At 68.8% G+C, this 17,859-nt stretch carries 16 protein-coding genes; 12 read left to right on the top strand and 4 right to left on the bottom strand.

What is annotated here, in order from left to right:
- Positions 1–7 precede the first annotated feature (7 nt).
- Positions 8–820 (top strand): RnfABCDGE type electron transport complex subunit B, encoded by an 813-nt coding sequence (locus ACZ45O_RS00665; RefSeq protein WP_464855049.1) that lies wholly within the window; start codon positions 8–10, stop codon positions 818–820.
- 43 nt (positions 821–863) lie between these two features.
- Here ACZ45O_RS00665 and ACZ45O_RS00670 read toward each other — a convergent pair whose 3' ends face one another.
- Positions 864–1,043: a hypothetical protein gene (locus ACZ45O_RS00670; protein WP_464855050.1), complete on the bottom strand. Its 180-nt coding sequence runs from the start codon at positions 1,041–1,043 to the stop codon at positions 864–866.
- A 25-nt stretch (positions 1,044–1,068) separates the two neighbouring features.
- Between ACZ45O_RS00670 and ACZ45O_RS00675 the strand changes: the two genes are divergently transcribed.
- The 3 genes from ACZ45O_RS00675 to ACZ45O_RS00685 all read left to right on the top strand — a co-directional run bounded on the left by ACZ45O_RS00675 (position 1,069) and on the right by ACZ45O_RS00685 (position 3,817).
- Complete coding sequence (locus ACZ45O_RS00675; protein WP_464855051.1) at positions 1,069–2,031, top strand: FAD:protein FMN transferase; 963 nt, start codon at positions 1,069–1,071, stop codon at positions 2,029–2,031.
- A gap of 360 nt (positions 2,032–2,391) precedes the next feature.
- On the top strand, positions 2,392–3,261 hold the full coding sequence (locus ACZ45O_RS00680; protein ID WP_464855052.1) for a Gx transporter family protein: 870 nt from the start codon (positions 2,392–2,394) through the stop codon (positions 3,259–3,261).
- A 115-nt stretch (positions 3,262–3,376) separates the two neighbouring features.
- On the top strand, positions 3,377–3,817 hold the full coding sequence (locus ACZ45O_RS00685; RefSeq protein ID WP_464855053.1) for a PaaI family thioesterase: 441 nt from the start codon (positions 3,377–3,379) through the stop codon (positions 3,815–3,817).
- 17 nt (positions 3,818–3,834) lie between these two features.
- Here the strand turns inward: ACZ45O_RS00685 and ACZ45O_RS00690 are convergent, their stop codons facing one another.
- Together ACZ45O_RS00690 and ACZ45O_RS00695 are read right to left on the bottom strand one after the other, a co-directional pair.
- Positions 3,835–4,890: a hypothetical protein gene (locus ACZ45O_RS00690; protein ID WP_464855054.1), complete on the bottom strand. Its 1,056-nt coding sequence runs from the start codon at positions 4,888–4,890 to the stop codon at positions 3,835–3,837.
- A gap of 1,310 nt (positions 4,891–6,200) precedes the next feature.
- Entirely contained in the window at positions 6,201–8,309 is a 2,109-nt protein-coding gene (locus ACZ45O_RS00695) for a S9 family peptidase (protein ID WP_464855055.1), read from the bottom strand.
- Positions 8,310–8,628: 319 nt separating this feature from the next.
- Here ACZ45O_RS00695 and ACZ45O_RS00700 point away from each other — a divergent pair, with 319 nt between their 5' ends.
- The 8 genes from ACZ45O_RS00700 (at position 8,629) to ACZ45O_RS00735 (ending at position 16,955) form a co-directional block, all read left to right on the top strand.
- Entirely contained in the window at positions 8,629–9,189 is a 561-nt protein-coding gene (locus ACZ45O_RS00700; protein WP_464855056.1) for a sigma-70 family RNA polymerase sigma factor, read from the top strand.
- A complete protein-coding gene (locus ACZ45O_RS00705; protein WP_464855057.1) occupies positions 9,186–10,751 on the top strand; it encodes a YncE family protein in 1,566 nt (521 codons plus the stop codon). The genes ACZ45O_RS00700 and ACZ45O_RS00705 overlap by 4 nt, the downstream gene beginning before the upstream one ends.
- 250 nt (positions 10,752–11,001) lie before the next feature.
- The gene (locus tag ACZ45O_RS00710) at positions 11,002–11,124 is read left to right on the top strand and encodes a hypothetical protein (RefSeq protein ID WP_464855058.1); all 123 of its coding nucleotides are present in this window, start codon (positions 11,002–11,004) and stop codon (positions 11,122–11,124) included.
- 82 nt (positions 11,125–11,206) lie between these two features.
- Positions 11,207–12,094 (top strand): 4-hydroxy-3-methylbut-2-enyl diphosphate reductase, encoded by an 888-nt coding sequence (locus ACZ45O_RS00715; RefSeq protein ID WP_464855059.1) that lies wholly within the window; start codon positions 11,207–11,209, stop codon positions 12,092–12,094.
- 5 nt (positions 12,095–12,099) lie between these two features.
- Positions 12,100–12,933: a transglutaminase-like domain-containing protein gene (locus tag ACZ45O_RS00720; RefSeq protein WP_464855060.1), complete on the top strand. Its 834-nt coding sequence runs from the start codon at positions 12,100–12,102 to the stop codon at positions 12,931–12,933.
- Positions 12,934–13,242: 309 nt separating this feature from the next.
- The gene (locus ACZ45O_RS00725; protein ID WP_464855061.1) at positions 13,243–13,449 is read left to right on the top strand and encodes a hypothetical protein; all 207 of its coding nucleotides are present in this window, start codon (positions 13,243–13,245) and stop codon (positions 13,447–13,449) included.
- 12 nt (positions 13,450–13,461) lie between these two features.
- Positions 13,462–16,302 carry a M16 family metallopeptidase gene (locus tag ACZ45O_RS00730; RefSeq protein WP_464855062.1) on the top strand — a complete coding sequence of 947 codons (2,841 nt, stop codon included), beginning with the start codon at positions 13,462–13,464 and terminating at the stop codon, positions 16,300–16,302.
- Between the two features lie 50 nt (positions 16,303–16,352).
- Entirely contained in the window at positions 16,353–16,955 is a 603-nt protein-coding gene (locus ACZ45O_RS00735; protein ID WP_464855063.1) for an ATP-dependent Clp protease proteolytic subunit, read from the top strand.
- 48 nt (positions 16,956–17,003) lie between these two features.
- Here the strand turns inward: ACZ45O_RS00735 and ACZ45O_RS00740 are convergent, their stop codons facing one another.
- Positions 17,004–17,822, bottom strand: a complete 819-nt coding sequence (locus ACZ45O_RS00740) for a serine hydrolase (RefSeq protein WP_464855064.1) — start codon at positions 17,820–17,822, stop codon at positions 17,004–17,006.
- Positions 17,823–17,859: the final 37 nt, after the last annotated feature.

Genomic DNA, 17,859 nt, shown 5'->3' on the forward strand with positions numbered 1-17,859 from the left:
CGCGATGATGACAGCAGCGCTTGTACTGGGAGGCACGGGTCTGGTGCTGGGTGCGGGCCTGGCCTTCGTCGCCGTGAAGATCGCCGTCCCGCCCGACCCGCGGGTGGCGGCCGTGCGCGAGCGGCTCCCCGGCGCCAACTGCGGCGCCTGCGGCTATCCCGGCTGCGACGGCCTGGCCGCCGCTCTGGTCAAGGGCGAAGCGAAGCCCAACGCGTGTTCGGCGGGCGGCCCGTCCACCGCTGCGGCAGTGGCCGACGTGCTGGGGCTGGAGGCGGAGGTGGGCGAGCGGTTGGTCGTCCACGTCCACTGCGTGGGTACGGACGAGAAGGCGAGGCGATCCTACGAGTACCAGGGCATCGACGACTGCCGCGCCGCGGCGATCATGCCCGGCGGGGGTCCGAAAGCCTGCTCTTACGGGTGCGTCGGGCTGGGCACCTGCGTGAAGGCCTGCCCCTTCGACGCCCTGTCGATGGACGATGCGACCGGCCTGCCCGTGGTGGACCGGGAGAAGTGCACCGGCTGCGGCATCTGCACGCAGGAGTGCCCGAAGGGCATCCTGGCCCTGGTGCCGGCCTCCCAGCCCACCGTGGTCTCCTGCCGGAGCCTTGACCGCGGCCCGCAGGTGCGCAAGGCCTGCACCGCCGGCTGCATCGCCTGCGGCCTCTGCGTGCGCCAGTGCCCGCAGAAGACCATCTCGATGGTGAACAACGTCGCCTACATCGACCCCAGCGGCTGCGATGGCTGCGGCGTCTGCGTGGAGAAGTGCCCGACCAAGTGCATCGTCGCCACGCAGGATGTGCCGGTCGTGCAGGCGGTGTAGAGGGGGAATCTGCCGTGCGTCGCAAGTGGGGGGACCGGCCAGCTCAGTCGCCGGTGGCCCGGTCGACGGCGGCCCGGTTGACGGTCGCCCGGTCGGCGATGGCCCGGTTGACGGTGGCCCGGTCGGCGATGGCCCGGTCGGCGATGGCCCGGTTGACGGCGGCCTGGTCGACGCTGGCCAGGTCGACGGTCGCCAGGTCGCTGGTGGCCCTGCTCGCGGCCACGGCTCTTCTGCTTGCACTCGCCAAGGTGCTCGGACCTGCGCTCGGGCATAGCCGGCTGGAGCGGGTCGAGCGAACGGCCCTGCTGATGGACACGCCGGTCAGAGTGGTGGTCTACGCAGGCCGCCGCGAGGCCGGGGCCGCAACTGACGCGGCGATCGAGCAGATCGCCCGGCTCGAGTCGCTGTGGCACCCCGGGCGGCCGGACAGCGATGTGGCGCGGGTGAACGCTGCCGCCGGGACCGAACCGGTGTCCGTCGCCCCCGAGACGCTGGAACTGGCGCAGATCGCCGTGCAGGTGGCCCGGGAGACCGGCGGCGCCTTCGACCCGACCATCGGCCCGCTCTCGGCGGCCTGGGGATTCGGCGAGGGCGGCAGGGTCCCAGGTGCGACGGAGCTCGCCTCCGCCCGGGCCCTCGTGGACTGGCGCGACTTGCACGTGGACTCGGAGGCCGGCACGATCTTCCTCGCCCGGCCCGGGATGCAGGTGGAGTTCGGCGCGGTGGCCAAGGGCCTGGCGGCCCGGCTGGTGCGGGATAATCTCGCGGAAGCGGGCGTTTCGGCGGCCCTCGTGCAGCTGGGCGGCAGCATCGCGCTCCTGGGGGAGCGGCCACAGGGCGGCCCGTGGCAGATCGCCGTCCAGCATCCGCGCGATCCGCAGGGCTTTCTGGCCACGCTGTCGCTGGAGGAGGGCTTCGCCGACACGGCGGGGGATTACCAGCGGTTCTTCGAACATGACGGCGTGCGCTACCACCACATCCTGGACCCCGCCACCGGCCTGCCGGCTGCGGGGATGGCCAGCGTCACCGTGGTCGCGTCCCGCGGCGAACTCGCCGATGCCTACGCCACCGCCGCCTTCGTCCTGGGGATGGAGGAGGGGTACCGCTTCCTCCTGGAACACGGCGTGGAGGGGCTCCTGGTGAGCGACTCGGGCGAGGTGCGCATGACCCCGGGCATGGCCCGCCTGGCCCGGGTGACGCCGGGGGAGTGATGGAGGGTTCCGTCAGGAGAACCCAGGCCGGGTTCACCAGGGTGAGTGGTTCATCACAGGGAGTGGGGGGTGGCCCCGCTGGATCGGAACTCGAACAATAGGCGAGCACAGACGGGGCGCCCCGGCACCACCTGCTCCTCCCAGTCAGGGCGCCACGACACCTGCTGCTCCACTCAGCCTGGGCACCACGATACCTGCTGTTCCACCCAGCCGGGGCACCACGACACCTGCTGCTCCACTCAGCCGGGGCACCACGACACCTGCTGCTCCACTCAGCCAGGGCACCACGACACCCGCTTCTCTACCCAGCATGGGCGGCCCAACACCCGCCGGTTGACCCGGCTGGGACTCCTGACGGCCGTGGGTCTTGCCCTTGCGCTGCTGGAACGGCAGCTTCCGCCGCCGGCGCCCGTGCCCGGGGTGCGTTGGGGGCTGGCCAACGCCGCCACGCTGGCCGCCCTCGCCCTGGACGGGCCGGGGGCGGGTTTTGCCGTTTGGGCCGCGCGCTTCGTTCTGACCCAGATCTTTGCCGGCACGCTCTTCGGCCCCGCCTTCTTCGTGGGCGGTTTGGGCGGGCTGCTGGCGTGGGCGGCCATGGCGCTCTTCGCCCGCAGCCGGCGTTTCGGGCCCGCGGGGGTCAGCGCGGCCGGCGCCGTCGCCCACCATGTGGGCCAGCTCGCCGCAGCCGCTGCGGTTACCGCCACCCCGGGCGTGTTGCTCCTGCTGCCGCTCCTGCTCGTGCTGGGCCCGCCGGTCGGGCTGCTGACGGGGACGCTCGTCGGCCTCCTCCTGCGGCGACTGCGGTCTGCCGGGGTCTTGGGGAGCGGCGAGGGCGCTGGGCGGGCACGACCGTGGATGATTCGTCCCGCCGACTTCGTGTTGGCCGGCGGGGTCGCAGCCCTGGCGCTGCTCCTCGTACTGGGCAGGACCTGGGGGCCCGCGGCCCGGAGCACGCCCTCCCAGGCCGTGGTCAGCGTGGGGGGAAACGCCTGGCGTACGCTGGATCTGCGCCGGGACGGCGTCTACCCCGTGGAACTTTCGGGCGGCCATCTGGTCGTGGAGGTGGCCGGGGGCGCGGTGCGGGTGCGCGAAGCTGACTGCCCCGATCAGGTCTGCGTGCTGACCGGGTGGATCTCCGTCCCCGGCGACATGATCGTGTGCGTGCCGCACCGGGTGGTGATCCAGGTTACCGGCGACGCCGCCGGTGGACCGGACGCGATACTGCGGTGACGCCAGGGCCTGGGCCCTGGCCTTATCGCCGGGGCCTGTGCAGTTGCCACGGTGACTGCGGGAGAGTTATGATTTGACCTGAACATTTCTTGTACCGTAGGGGAGGGAAGTGGAGATGGGGCGCATTCCGTTTCGTGAGGTCATCGGGGCGGAGGTGATCGAGGCCGGGCACGGCAGGAGCACCGTCCGCATGCCGGCCAGTGAGCACACGCAGAACAACCTGGGCATGGCGCACGGCGGGGCGCTCTGCACGCTGGCTGACGCGGCGCTCGGCACGGCCCTGCGCAGCGCGCTGAAGCCGGGCGACGCGGTGGCGACGATTGAGATGAAGGTGAACTTCATCGCCCCGGGCCGCGGCGATCTCCTGGCCCATGCGCGGGCCTTGCACGTCGGGGGCACCACCGCAGTGGGCGAGGTGGAGATCGAGGACTTGAACGGAAAGCTGGTCGCCAAGGCCCTCGCAACTTTCTACGTGAAGCGCGGGGCTGTGGAGCCGCGCCCCGGGGTGCGCACGGCGATGATCCCGGAGGTGGACGGGCCGGAGCCGCAGCCATAGCGGGCACAGGCCATCATTCAGACCGCCATCTTGCTCCGGGCTGTCGCCCGGTAGCGCTCCGAATGGCGGTACAGCGCCTGATATACGTAGCGTTCTTCGTCCGGGATGCTTCTCAGCGGCACCCCGGCAGCGCGCAGGAGTTCCGCGAGGCGGTCGAAGCTCAGGTCCTGGGGGAAGACCTCGATGAGCGTGATGCCGGCTTCCGCGCTTAACCGGCGTTTCAGCTGGTCCCGGCGCTGCTGCGCCCGCAGCGCGGCCTCGTCGGGGAACCGCTGCGTGACGCGGGTGTGCTGTGGACCCTGAAACTCGAGGGCCACACTGTATTTGGGTAAGAACAGATCGAACTGCATACGCCCACCGGTCTCGGGGTTGTCCAGGCAGCTGGCGGCCCCGTTTTCGATTACAACTGCGCCGGTGAGCATCTCGATCTTGCGCGCCAACAGGAACTGCCCCATCGAGTACGCCTTCCACTGCTCGATGACTGCCTTGCTCTTCTCGAATCTCGCCAGAGCTGCGAGCCGTCGGTGTTCCGCGGGGTTTGCGGGTGTGAGATCGAACGCCTTTCGCCTTCCGACTCTGCAGGTGAGCCCCGAAAGATATCCCTTTTCGCGAAGTATACGTAAGTACTTGGTCAGGCTGTTATGCGAATACCCGGTGTGCTTCATCAGCATCGCATAACTGAACCGCCGGCCCAGGCGGCGGATGACACCCCACACCCACCTGGCGGCGTGCGGAAGGCTGTGATCGAGCAGCAGGTCGTCGACCAGCACAATCCACCGGGAGGACTTCGGCCAGAGGGGATGCACCTCCACGGTGCGGCCGGAGCGGGAGTACCTCAGCCAGTCCTTGCGGGCCAGCGCGTTGAGGTGGCGGAGGAGGCTGTGCTGGCTGAGCCCGGTCCCTTTCCGGAGTTCCGCGAAGGTAAATCTGCTGCAGATGTCGCGCAGCATCCAGAGGTAGCACCACAGGTAGCGGGCTCCCTCGGTCAGGCCGCGGTCTTTCCAGAGGAGATCCGGAACCCGGACCTCCAGCGGCTTCTTCTGATGCAGGCGCAGTCTCGCCAACGCCTCCACGGCCATCCCTCCAATATTCTGAGTTCGACGCCGAACATACAAACTCCTCCTGTTCTGGGCTTGTTTGCCTGTTTGTTGCTTCGTCGACCTCTGGGCGAAACGCGCAAGTAGTTGGAGGTAGACCAGGCGGAGGCGCCGTCGAGCGCCTCCGCTGGCACGAAATCATGCGAATTTCGCAGGAACTGCTCGCCGCCGGGGCTGTTTACTGGCGGGTCGCAGCGGCAGGCTGGCGCGGGAGCGGCCATATGGCTCAGTTGCGGGGTTGGCAGGGGCGCCACTCGGGCTGTGACTCACACGAGTTGCGAGTTTTGGCCGTCGTGGTCTTGCGCCATGATCCAGTTGAAGCCCACGCAGAAATTGGGGCAAGGGGAACGTCAGCGGCACGCGATCTGCTGCGGCGGGGATCTTGTTCCGACGCTGGGGAGTCCATCGGGAGTTGGTTGCGGGCTCGGATGGAACTCGTCTCGGATTTGGCGAGGGTGGCCTCTCGGGGAAATGCGGGGGATGGTGGGGGAATGACGGGGGGATGGCGGTGGGAGGGCGGGGGGATGGTCTGGAAGCGTCGGGAAAACTCGCAAGTAGTTGGAGGTAGACCAGGCAGAGGCGCTGTCGAGCGCCTCCGGCGGCAAGAAAGCATGCAGATTTCGCGGGAACTGCTCGCCACTGGGGCTGTTTACTGGCGGGTCGCAGCGGCAGGCTGGCGCGGGAGCGGCCTTTTGGCACAGTTTTGGGGGCGGCAGGGGCGCCACTCGGGCGTTGACTCACACGAGTTGCGAGTTTTGGCCGTCGTGGTCTTGCGCCATGATCCAGTTGACGCCCACGCAGAGATTGGGGCCGGGGGGAACGTCAGCGGCACGCCATCCGCTGCGGCGGGGATTTCGTTCCGACGTTGGGGAGTCCATCGGGAACAGGTTGGGGGCTCGGATGGAACTCGTTTCGGACTTGGCGAGGCTGCGCCCGCGGGGGACTGGCGGGAGAAGACGGGGGAATGACGGGGGGATGGCGGGGGATGGTCTGGAAGCGCCGGGAAAACTCGCAAGTCGTTGGAGCCAAACCCGGCGGAGGCGCTGTCGAGCGCCTCCGCCGGCGTCAAATCGCACTGTTTTCACCGGAATCGCCCTGCGCGAGGGTCGGAGCACACAGACTTGGCGAAAAATCTGTGCCTGAGGGCCAGTGTCACGTAGACCCCACAGCATCAAGGGCGCCACTCCCGACGTAGCCTCACACGATTTGCGAGTTTCGCCCCGACCCGCACACGGCGCACAGAGCAAGACCCCCGACCGGAGCCTTCCGGTCGGGGGTCCTAACTCCTACAAATACTCCGCAAACCACTCCGCCAGCATCCGCAGCCTGTGTACCCGGTGCCAGGGCTTGCCCGTGCGGCTCATCCCGTGGAACTCCCCCGGGTACCTTACAAACTTCACGGGCTTCCGCTGATATTTCAGCGCCGCGTAAAGCTGTTCCGCCTGGTCGATCGGGCAGCGCAGATCATTCTCCTGGTGCTCGATGAGCAGCGGCGTGTTGATGTGAGACGCATGCACCAGCGGAGACTGCTTCAGGAACGGCCCCAGGTTCTCGACCTCCCACCAGTTCTCCACGCCGAACTGGCGCAGGCGGTTGTAGCCCAGATCGGATGTGCCCATCGCCGACCAGCGATTGACGACCGAACGCATCGTTACGGCTGCCCGGAAGCGGTTGGTGTGGCTGACGATCCAGTTGACCATGAACCCGCCGTACGACCCGCCGGCAACCCCGAGCCGGTCGCCGTCCACGTACGGAAAGCGCGCCACCGCCGCCTCGATGGCGGCCATGACGTCGGCGTAGTCCCGGTTCCCCCAGTCGGCCCGGATCGTGCGGCAGAAGTCGTGACCGTACCCCTGCGATCCGCGCGGATTGGAGTAGACCACCGCGTACCCCTGCGCCGCCAGCCAGTGGAACTCGAAGAAGAAGTTGGCGCCGTACATGGACATGGGCCCGCCGTGAATCTCCAGCACGGTGGGATACTTCTTGCCCTCCTCACGGTCCACCGGCGGCAGGATCCAGGCGTCTACGGTGGGTTCGCCCTCGCCGGCAGTCACCTGGAAGCGCTCGGGAACCGTCAACTCCAGTTCACCGAGCAGTTCGTCGTTGTGCGCCGTCAGCCGCACCTCACTGACGCCGCCGCCGCGCAGCACGGTGCCCGCGGCCGGCACGGACGGGGCCGGGGTCGGCTCGTCGAGCCGAGCAAGATAGATGTCTCCGGGTGAATGCGGCGTGGCGAAGGCCAGGGCGGCGCGGCGGCAGTCGGGCGTGAGGGAGAACGCATGGATCACCCGGTCGCCGCCCGTCACCGGCACGACCGCGCCCGTGGCGGCTCCGACCCGCACCAGATGTACCTGACCGCCGTCGGAGACGGTGCCGTAGATCCACCGTCCGTCAGGAGACCAGTAGAGCCGTCCCCCGCCCGGCGCGACCAGATCTGTCGACGCCTGGTTGCCGAAGGAGCGATCGAGCTCCGCCGCCAGTCGGCGGAGCTGGCCCGTGTTCCGCTCCAGCACGTAGAGGCCCGTGAGGCCGTAGCCGGATTCGGCGGGGTCGCTGGCCAGAAAGGCGATCGAGTTGCCGTCGGGAGAGGCGACGGGGCCGCTGCAGGTGAGGCTGCCGTCACCCGGGGTGAGGCGCACGGGTTCGCAGGCCGAACTGAGCGACTCGTTGTCGCCGCGGTGTACTGTCTCGTCGCCGTCCAGGGGAAGGTACCACAGATCGACGTGCCCCGGATACCAGTCCCGGTCCTCGCGTCGGTTGGCCGCGAACAGCAGCCCGCGCCCGTCGGGGGTCCAGCTGACGTCAAGATGGTTGTAGTCGCCGAAGGTGAGCTGCCGGGGCTCTCCGCCGTCGATGTCCACGACGCAGACGTGCCTGCGCTCATCGGTGTAGAAGCCCACGCCGTCCATCTTGTAATGGAGCCGGGTGATCACCTTAACGTCCTTGGTGAACTTCTTGTACAGATCCTGCTCCTCTTCGTCCTCACCCTCCGGCTGCAGACCCGCCTCCGTCAGGTTGGCCGTAAAGGCGATGGTGCGCCCATCAGGGCTCCAGACAGGGTTCTGGGCGCCGCCCTTCACCCGGGTGAGCTGGCGGGCCTCACCCCCCTCCAGCGACAGCAGCCAGAGCTGGTTTGACCCGCTGCGGTTGGAGACGAACACCAGGTGCCGGCCGTCGGGCGACCATCGGGGCTGCGTGTCCTTCGGCCCGCCCGTGAAGCGCACGGGATCGGCTCCCTCCCGTGCCAGCCAGATCGCTGAGGTGTACTCATTCTTCTTCCTGTCTATCTCCTGTAGCACATAGGCCACACGGCTGCCGTCCGGCGAAATCTGGCAGTCCCCGGCCAGTTTGATGGCGAGCAGATCTTCCGCCACAAGCCTCCGGCGGGTGGTCACGTACACTCCCCCTCGCAGTGCTTCGTTTCGCTAACAGTTGGCTGGACCGGTGTGCGATTCCTGCCCAGCCGGAGGCGAGGCATGCATCCGGCCCGGCTGGGGAAGGGAAGAGGAGCGGCACCCGGGCGGGACCGGCGCGCAGAAGTGCAGGGAGCCCCGCGTGCGGACCGCGTGCAAAAGCGAGAGCGAAAATGAAACGGGACGGCCTGATGCCCCCGTCTGACTGGGTGAAAGGCCCGCTGAGGCAGGTGCTGAGCAACTGAGTGGCGTAAACCTTCGTCAAACAGAGGATTCGATCCACGCGAAGGGAGACGCCTCGATGTCGCAGTCCGATAGGGCAGCCCTGCCGGCCGATCGAACGGCCGCGATCGACCACCTGATGCGGGAGTACGGCACCAAGGTACTCCATCTTGCCTATTCGTACCTCAAAGACCGGCATCTCGCCGAGGACGTGGCCCAGGAGGTCTTCATCAAGGCCTACCGCAACTGGGACTCGTTCCGGGGCGATAGCTCGGCCTATACCTGGCTGTACCGCATCACGGTCAACCTGTGCCGCGACAAGGCCCGCAGCGCGTGGTGGCGGCGGCTGCTGCCGACGGACGATCCCAGGGCGGCCGGAACGCCCGTCGAGCCTGACACCACAGGGGATGATCCCGAGGAGGCGGTCGTCCTCAGCGACCAGCGGGAGCGGCTGATGAATTACGTGATGCAGCTGTCCGACGCGTATCGGGAAGTGATTATCCTGTACTATTACCACGACCTCACCACGGTGGAGATCGCCGAGGTGACGGGCCAGAACGAGAACACCATCAAGACCCGGCTCTTTCGGGCGAGGAACATGCTGAAGCAGATGCTGCAGAAAGGGGGTGTGGCCCGGTGAGCGACTTCGACAAGGAGTTGCGTCAGCTCATCAAAGAAGATTTCGATCGGTCGCTCGCAGGCTGGACCTTCACCCCGGCCATGCGCCAGGCTGTTCTGGACCGCGTGACGAGGGAGGGCGAGCCCGAGGCCACTCCTGTCTCCACCCTGCCTAGACGTCTCAGGCCGGCTTACTGGGTCGCCGCCGCGGCCGCGGCCTTCGTGCTGGCCTTCAACCTCTGGCCGCGGGTCGCCAGCGATGGGCCCTCGTCCGGGTATGCGCCGGGCATGGCCTCCAGGGGGGCGCCCGAGAGCGCACCTCCCGCCCAGGATCCGTTGCCCGAGCCGACCGGGGGGAGTGAACTGCATGTGCTCATGACCGCGCCCACGGGGTCCGAGACCGGCGACGCTGCCATCGACCCCGCATCGGCCGACGCCGCAGATTTCGACACAGACCACGGAACGGCGCCCGAGGCCGGTGGCGAGGCCGGACCCGGCACCGTCGCCCTCGCGCCCGTGAAGCTGGTCCTCAGGGCGAGCGACCTCGCCGCCCCGGCGGAGGAGACGCGGGTGTCAGCGATGACCGCTCACATCACCGACACAAGCGGCCGTGAGCTCGGCGATCCCCAGGCTGAGGGGGAGCCGGTGGTACGCCTGATGGGGGCGTCGGCACCCGAGCCGCTGGACCTGAACCCCCTGCCCAACGGCAACGTGGTCGTGTACTACTCCACTTCGGTACAGGTGGTGGATGCGCACGGCGCCACGGTCCGCGAGGCGCCGCTGGAGCAGGCTCCCGCCATGGTGGCGTTCGGGCCGTCGGGCGAGTCGGCCCTGGTCACCGCCGGCGCCGTTGCCCGCTTCACGGCGGAGGGAGAGCGAGCAGGCTCGATCCAGGTGGATGAGATGCCTGCGCTGGTCACGGTCAGCCGCGACCGCACTGCCCTCGCCTATGCCAACACCGTTGAGGTGTACCACGCGGATGACCGGGTGCTGGCGCTGGAGGGGCTCCGGCCGCACGCCATGGCCCTCGCGCCGGACGGCGCCCTCGCCCTGCTCACGGGTTCGCCCCCGGATGCCCGGCTGCTGTTGTACGACGCAGATGGTGAGCTGCTCCTGGACCGGCCGGTAGTCCCGGACGGCGAGGGGTTCGGCTTCCTCGCTGACGGACGGAATGTGGCGGTGGGCAGCGCCGTGTACGACCGGGCCGGGCAGTCGCTGTGGCGGTTCCCCATCGCCCCTGCCCGCATAAGCGCACTGGCGGATGGCGAAGACGTGCTGGCCTGGAACCTGCAGCAGGCCGCGCTGGTGAAGGCAGATGACGGCACGGCGCGCTGGGCGGCAGAGGTGGAAGCGGGGAGCATCCTGCAGGCATCGGGCCCTGCCCGGGGCGATGGGGTTGTGCTCCTGACCTCGGATGAGGAGGGCGCCGCACTCTGGGTCATCGACGAGTCGGGAACGAAGCGCCACTCCGAGCGCCTGTCCGATGTGCCGGTGGACGCGGCAGTGTCCGGCGAGCAGCTTTTGCTCCTCACCGCCGAAGGGCTGAAGGTGCGGCCCCTGGGTGCCCTTGACCCGCTGGATTAAAGGCTCGCCTCCTGAAGCGTCGGCTGCCTGACGATGCGTGCCTGAAGCGCCCCCGCACCTCTGATGATACGTGCCTGAAGCGCCCCTGCACCTCTGATGATGCGTGCCTGAAGCGCCCCTGCGCCTCTGACGATGCGCGCCTCAATCGCCCCCTGCACCCCTGCCGGGACCTGGGGCTTGCCAAAGCGGCGGCTCCTGGGGGAGAATAGAAGCGCAACATGCGAATCTCCGGCGAGTAGGGGGGCTTCCAGTGAACTTCTGGCTGTGGGTCATCGGCTGGATCGCCGCGTCGGCGCTCGTCTTCTTTGCCCTGTCGATCAACGGGAAGACCGAGGACGCCCTCGACGACGGCCACGCGACAAGCCAGCACTAGGAACGCAGACAAGCAGCCCGCCGTGACAGTCGTGCCACGGCGGGCTTGCGTAACATTCCCCGGCCGGGTGGGAGGGCATTTCATGGAAGTGATCAAGATTACCCCGCGGGGGTATTGCCACGGGGTCGTCGGCGCCATACAGATGGTCCGGCGGGTGGCCCGGGATCCGAATGTGCCCAGGCCCATTTACGTGCTCGGACAGATCGTCCACAACCGCCACGTGGTGGAGGAAATGAATGAGCTGGGCGTGATCACGCTGGACGGCGAGGACCGCCTCAGCCTGCTGGAGCAGATCGATTCCGGAACCGTCATCTTCACCGCCCACGGCGTGTCGCCCGCGGTCAAGATCCGGGCCCGGGAGAAGGGCCTCCACGTGGTCGACGCGACCTGCCCCGACGTCACAAAGACCCACGAACTCATCGCCGAACTGGTGAATCGGGGGTACGAGGTCATCTACATCGGGAAGAAGGGGCACCCTGAGCCAGAGGGTGCCGTAGGGGTGGCCCCCGGGCGGGTGCACCTGGTGGAGCGGGAGGAGGATCTGGACGCCCTGACGTTCAGTCCCGCGCAGAAGCTGGCCGTCACTAACCAGACGACGCTCTCGCAGTGGGATACGCAGGCCTTGATGGCCAAAGTCAGGGGGCGCTGGCCCCAGACGGAGGTCTACAACGAGATCTGCCTGGCCACCCAGCAGCGGCAGGAGGCGGTGGCCAGGATGGCGCCGCAGGCCGATCTGGTGCTGGTGGTGGGCGACCGCCGTTCGAACAACTCCAACCGCCTCGTTCAGGTGGCCCAGGAGCTGGCAGCCCGCGAGGCGCACCTGGTGGACAGCGTGGATGAGATCGATCCGGCCTGGCTGAAGGGGAAGCGGAAGGTCGCCGTCACCTCGGGGGCCTCGACCCCGACGCACATCACCCGGGCTGTGATTCAGTTCCTGGAGCAGTTCAACGTCGAGGTGGAGGAGCGCTGAGGCATATGCGTACCGAAGGTGAGCTCCGCGCGCTGGTCAGCCTGCTCGCCGATGAGCAGGAAGCCGTCGCGCGGGCAGCCTGGGACGAGCTCCTGGCGGCAGGCGCGGCCGCAGTCCCCTTCCTGGACGCGGCGTTCGATGACCCGGACCCGCGCCTGCGCGGGCGGGCGCGCGCCCTGCTGGAGGAGCTGCGCATCGCCGCAGTGGAAGAGCAGTGGCGGCGCCTTGCCCGGCAGGACGACGAAGCCATCGGCCTGGAGGAAGGCTGTCTCCTCCTGGCTGCGCTGGGCGGGGCGGAGGGGCGGGAGCGCGCCGTGGCCTCCTTCCTGGATGCCGTGGCCGGCAGCGTGCGAGCGCACATGCCGTCTGTGGGCGGGCTGCGCGCGATGGGCGATGTGCTCTTCGAGAACCTTCGCTTCCGGCCGGGCGACCTCACCAACCCCGAGCATCACTTTCTGCCCAGCGTCCTGGAGCGGCGGCGCGGGGTGCCGATCGCGCTGGCCGCAGTGTACATCCTGGTCGGGCAGCGGGTGGGCCTGCCGGTCTACGGCGTGGCCATGCCCGATCACTTCCTGGCCCTTTACGCGCAGGCCGATCAGCCGGCGTACGTCGACTGCTCCAACCGCGGGCAGGTCTACCGGCACGAGACGCTCAGCCGGCTCCTGCACCGCCGGGGAGTGGTTGCGCCCGACCGCGTCCTCGCGCCGTGCAGCACCAGGGTGATCCTGTACCGCATGCTGAACAATCTGGAGCGGCTGTACACCAGGGTCGGCCAGGAGCGGCTGGTCGAGCGGGTGCGGCGCTGGCGCGAGCTCCTGGTGGTGAAGGGCAGGCAGTGATCGCGCGATCCTTCTGGGATCATCCATAGGAGACTGTTAAGGCGCCCCTGTGGACGGCCGAGGAGGCCGGCCTTCCCCGGGGGCGCTCGGCATGTGCGACCGGGCGCCTCCGCCGGGACGTTGGGCTTGTGTGGTCGTGCGCCTCAGCCGGGACGTTAGGCTTGTGTGGCCCTGCGCCTCCGCCGGGTATCTGGTGCGGAGCCCCAGGCGTCCAATATTCAATGGCCGGTGGTGGAGTCAGGCGAACAGACCACCGGAGGATTCAAAGCGGGTTTCCGGGAAATATTAGGTAAAGAGGGGCGTGAGCCCGTGCTGAAAAACCGGTTTCGCAAGTTGATCGGCCTGCTGGTCCTCGCGCTCTTTGGAGTCGCTGTGGCCCAGTATTTCCGGCAGATGGCGGGCAACCCTTACGTGCTGTCTGCCCTCGGATCTGGGATGTGGATGCTGCTACTCCTGGCCGCGGTCCTCGCTGCCGTCTGGTGGGCCGACCGGCGCTCCCGGGTCCGCGGAGAGTAGAGGAGGGGGTAGATGGGCTACCAGATCGCACCCACCCACGTCGCTGAGCTGCCCAACGGTTTGAAGGTGTACGTCCGGGAGATGCGGCATGCGCCCGTCGTCACGTCGATGGTCTGGTACGGGGTCGGCAGTCGCGATGAGGGCCCCGGGCAGACCGGACTCTCGCACTTCCTGGAGCACATGATGTTCAAGGGCACACCCCGCTTCCCGTACGGCGTGCTGGAAGAGGGGGTAAAGCGGCGCGGGGGCATGTGGAACGCGTTCACGTCGTACGACTACACCGCCTACTACGAGGTGCTGCCCGCGCAGCATCTGGAGTTCAGCTTCGAGGTCGAGGCCGACCGCATGGCGGGCATGACCTTCGACCCCGACCTCACCGTGCGTGAGCGGGGCATCATCGTGAGCGAGCGGGAGGGCAGCGAGAACCACCCGTCGTTCTGGCTGAGCGAGGCCTTCATGGCCACGGCATTCCAGGTGCTGCCATACCGGCACGCCATCATCGGCAGCAAGGCGGACATCCGCGCGACCACCGCCGAGGCCCTCACGGCGCACTACCGCCGCTACTACCGGCCGGACAACGCGTCGCTGGTGGTGGTGGGCGATGTGGAGACAGAGCGGGTGCTGCGCCTGGCAGAGCGCCATTTCGGCCCCCTCCCGCCGGGAGGGCCGCTGAGCCCGTTCACGGCGGTGGAGCCCGAGCAGGAGGCCGAACGGCGCGTGATCGTCAGTCGGCCGGGCCCGCATCCGATTCTGCTCGCGGGGTACCGGATCCCGGAGGCGGCGCATCCGGACCATCCGGCCCTGACGCTGCTGGCCACGCTGCTCTCCGGCAGCCCTGTCGGCGCAGGTGCGGAGATGGGCCGCTCCAGCAGGCTGCACCGGCGGCTCATCGACACCGGCCTGGCGGTGACGGCCCTGGCCTACGTGCGGGCGTTCCAGTACGCGGGGCTCTTTATGCTGTCGGCCACGCCCGCGCCCACCGTGAGCCTGTCGGCCCTGGAAGAGGCCCTGTTCGACGAGGTGGAGAAGCTGCGGGCCGGCGAGGTCAGCGCGGAGGAGTTCGCCCGGGCGAAAAAGCAGGTGCGCGCGAGCCTCCTGTACACGATGGAGTCGACGATGAACCAGGCCGTCCAGCTGGGCATGACGGCCCTGACCCGGGGTGTGGAGCGCTTCGACCGCGCCCTGGAAGAGCTGGAGGCCGTGACCCCGGCGGATGTGCTGCGGGTCGCCAGGCAGTACCTGGACGAGCGCCGCCGCACGGTCGCCCACTTCGTTCCGGAGGATGCAGCACCCGCGGGCAGGCCGCAGCCGGCCGCTTCGGCTGCGCCGGCGCAGGCAGAGAGCGGAAGCGGGCAGGCGCAGGCTGGGGCTGTGGAGGCCGGGAGCGGGCAGACACAGGCTGGGGCTGCGGAGACCGGGAGCGGGCAGACGCAGGCCGCCAGCGGGCAGGCGGAGGCCGGGAGCGGGCGGACGCAGGCCGGGGCTCGGGAGGCGGCCGGGGGGAGCACACCCGACTACCAGAAGCCGGCCGACCGGCCAGTCCCCAGGCCTGACGGAGGGCCTGCGCGCCCCGTGCTCACGGCGGACCGCGTCGTGCGCCGGCAACTGGAAGGGGGCGCGGCGCTGCTGATCCTGCCGGCCCACTCGGTGCCCAGCGTCTTCGTGCGTGTGCAGATGGAGGCCGGGGCTGTCCACGATCCCCCGGGGAAGGCGGGCCTGGCCCAGCTGGTCGCCGGGCTGCTCACCCGGGGCACCGCCGCCTACAGCGCCCAGGAGCTGGCCGTCATCACCGATGCGCAGGGGATGTCCCTGCGGGTCGACGTGGGCCGCGAGACGGCCGTCGCCTCGCTGAAGTGCCTGCCCGAGGACCTGGTGCAGGGTCTGGAGCTGCTGGCCGAGGTGATCCGCCGGCCCACCTTCCCGGCGGACGAGATGGAGCGGCTGCGGACCCAGATGCTGGTCGCCTTCCGGCGGTCGGAGAACGACACCCGGGCCGTTGCGGGCCGGCGGCTGATGGAGCGGCTCTATCCCGAAGGGCATCCCTTCCGGCACCCCATCGGCGGGACGGAGACATCGCTGACGGGGCTGCAGGCGGAGGACCTGAGGCGCTTCCACGAGACGTACTACGGGCCGGTGGGGACCGTGATCACGGTGGTCGGCGACGTCGATCCCGACGCCGTTGCGAACGCGCTGCAGGAGGCCTTCGCCGGGTGGAGCGGCGGGAAGGGGCGGGCGGCCATCCCGCCGGTGTCGCCGCCTCAGGGAGGCAGGCTGCACGTGCCCCTGGCCGGCAAGACCCAGACCGACATCGCCCTCGGCTGGCCGCTGGTGGAGCGGAGTCACCCCGATTACCTCGCGCTGGACCTGCTGGCCACCCTGTTCGGCGGCAACGGCACGCCGGCCAGCAGCCGTCTGTTCCGGGACGTGCGGGAGCGCCACGGCCTCTCCTACTACCAGTACACCCGGTTCAGCGGCACCAGCGGGCCCGGCTCGTGGTCGGCCCACCTGGGCGTGAATCCCGCCCGGCTGGAGTTCGCCGTCGAGACGGTGCTGGCCGAGCTGAGGCGCCTGTCGACCGAACCGGTGCCTGTACCGGAACTGGTGGCCCTGCAGGACTTCCTGACCGGCTACCCGGCGGTGCAGCACGAGTCTCCGGAGCGCATCGCGGCCCGGCTGGGCGAGATCGAGCGCTTCGGCCTGGGTCTGGACTGGCTGGAGCGGCTGCCGCAGGAGTTGGCGACCCTGACGCCCGAAGCGCTGCTGGAGGCAGCGGCCCGCCATCTGGTGCCCGAGCGGCTCACCATTGTCACCGCCGGACCGGCAGCATCTCCGGTAGACCTTTCGACGTCGTAGAAATTGAGAAGAGAGGGGCCTGAGGGGCCCCGGTCAAAGGAGAGTCTTTCATGAGCCCGCTGATTCCGATTGTCATTGAACAGACGAGCAGGGGCGAGCGCTCGTACGACATCTACTCCCGCCTGCTCAAGGACCGCATCATCTTCCTGGGTACCGGGATCGACGACCAGGTGGCCAACGCCGTCACCGCTCAGCTCCTCTTCCTGGAGAGCGACGACCCCGACAAGGAGATCAACATGTACATCAACTCCCCGGGGGGCGTCACCAGCGCCGGTCTGGCCATCTACGACACCATGCAGCACATCAAGCCCAAGGTGAATACCTACGCCATCGGCATGGCCGCCTCCATGGGCGCCGTGCTGCTGGCCGGGGGTACGGGCACCCGCTACGCCCTGCCCCACGCCCGCATCCTCATCCACCAGCCGTGGGTGAAGGGCGGCATCGGCGGCCAGGTGACGGACATCGAGATCACCGCGAAGGAGCTGCTCCACACGAAGGAGAAGCTGGCGGAGATCATCGCCAAGCACTCCGGCCAGCCGTTGGAGAAGGTGAAGGAAGACTCGGAGCGCGACCGCTGGATGTCGGCCGAGGAGGCCAAGGCGTACGGCCTGGTCGACGTGGTGGTCCAGCCCCGGGAGCGGAAGAAGGCGTAGCCGACCGAGGCGCGCAGAAAGGGGGCCGCTGGAGCGGCCCCCTCGTCTTTACGAAGCGATAAAGTGCCGGTACAGGATCTCGACGGCGCGGCCGACGGCCAGCACCCCCTCGTTGTCCTCCACCCGCCGCTCATCCTTGCAGTCCTTCGTCATCACGCTGTAGACGAAGCCCCGGCCGCCCTTCCAGACGGCCCCGACCTCGTGGCGGCAGCCGGTGACGCTGCCGAACTTGGCCGCGATCGTCGGCCCCTCGGGCAGCCGGTCGTACTGCGCGGCCCCGGGCAGGTAACGGGCCGCGTAGGGGCTCTGCACCCGCTTCATCACCGACAACATCTCGTCGCAGGCCGCAGGGGTCAGCACCTCGCGGCGGACGATCAGGTCCATCAGCTGCCCGAGCTGGGAGGGCACGGCCGAGTTGACCGGGTGGCCGGGCAGCGCCCTGAAGAACTTGAACCGGAGCCGCAGCCCCGTGAGGCCCAGCGCATCCATGGCCGGGTTGACCGATTCGAGGCCCACGGCGTCGATGCACATGTTCGAGGCGGTATTGTCGCTGATGGTCATCATGAGCGTCGCGAGATCCCGCAGGGGGAGCCGGATTCCCGGCGTCAGGTCGCGCAGCACGCCGCAGCCGGGCACCTTCTCCACTTCCTGCAGCTCCCGCATCTCGTCCAGGTCCAGCCTCCCCTCGCCGGCCTGGCGCATCATCTCGTAGAAGATCGCCAGCTTGATGGTCGAGGCGCTAGGGAAAGACTCGTCGTGCGCCCCGGCCTGAATGACCTCCCCCGTCTGCAGCGACCGGCCCCACACCCCGATCGTGCCGGAGAAGCCTGCCGCCAGGGACTCCAGCGCGCGCACAGGATCTGCCATCCTTTCGCCCACCTCCTCCAAGCTTCCGGCTCGCGTG

Source organism: Symbiobacterium turbinis, assembly GCF_055383075.1.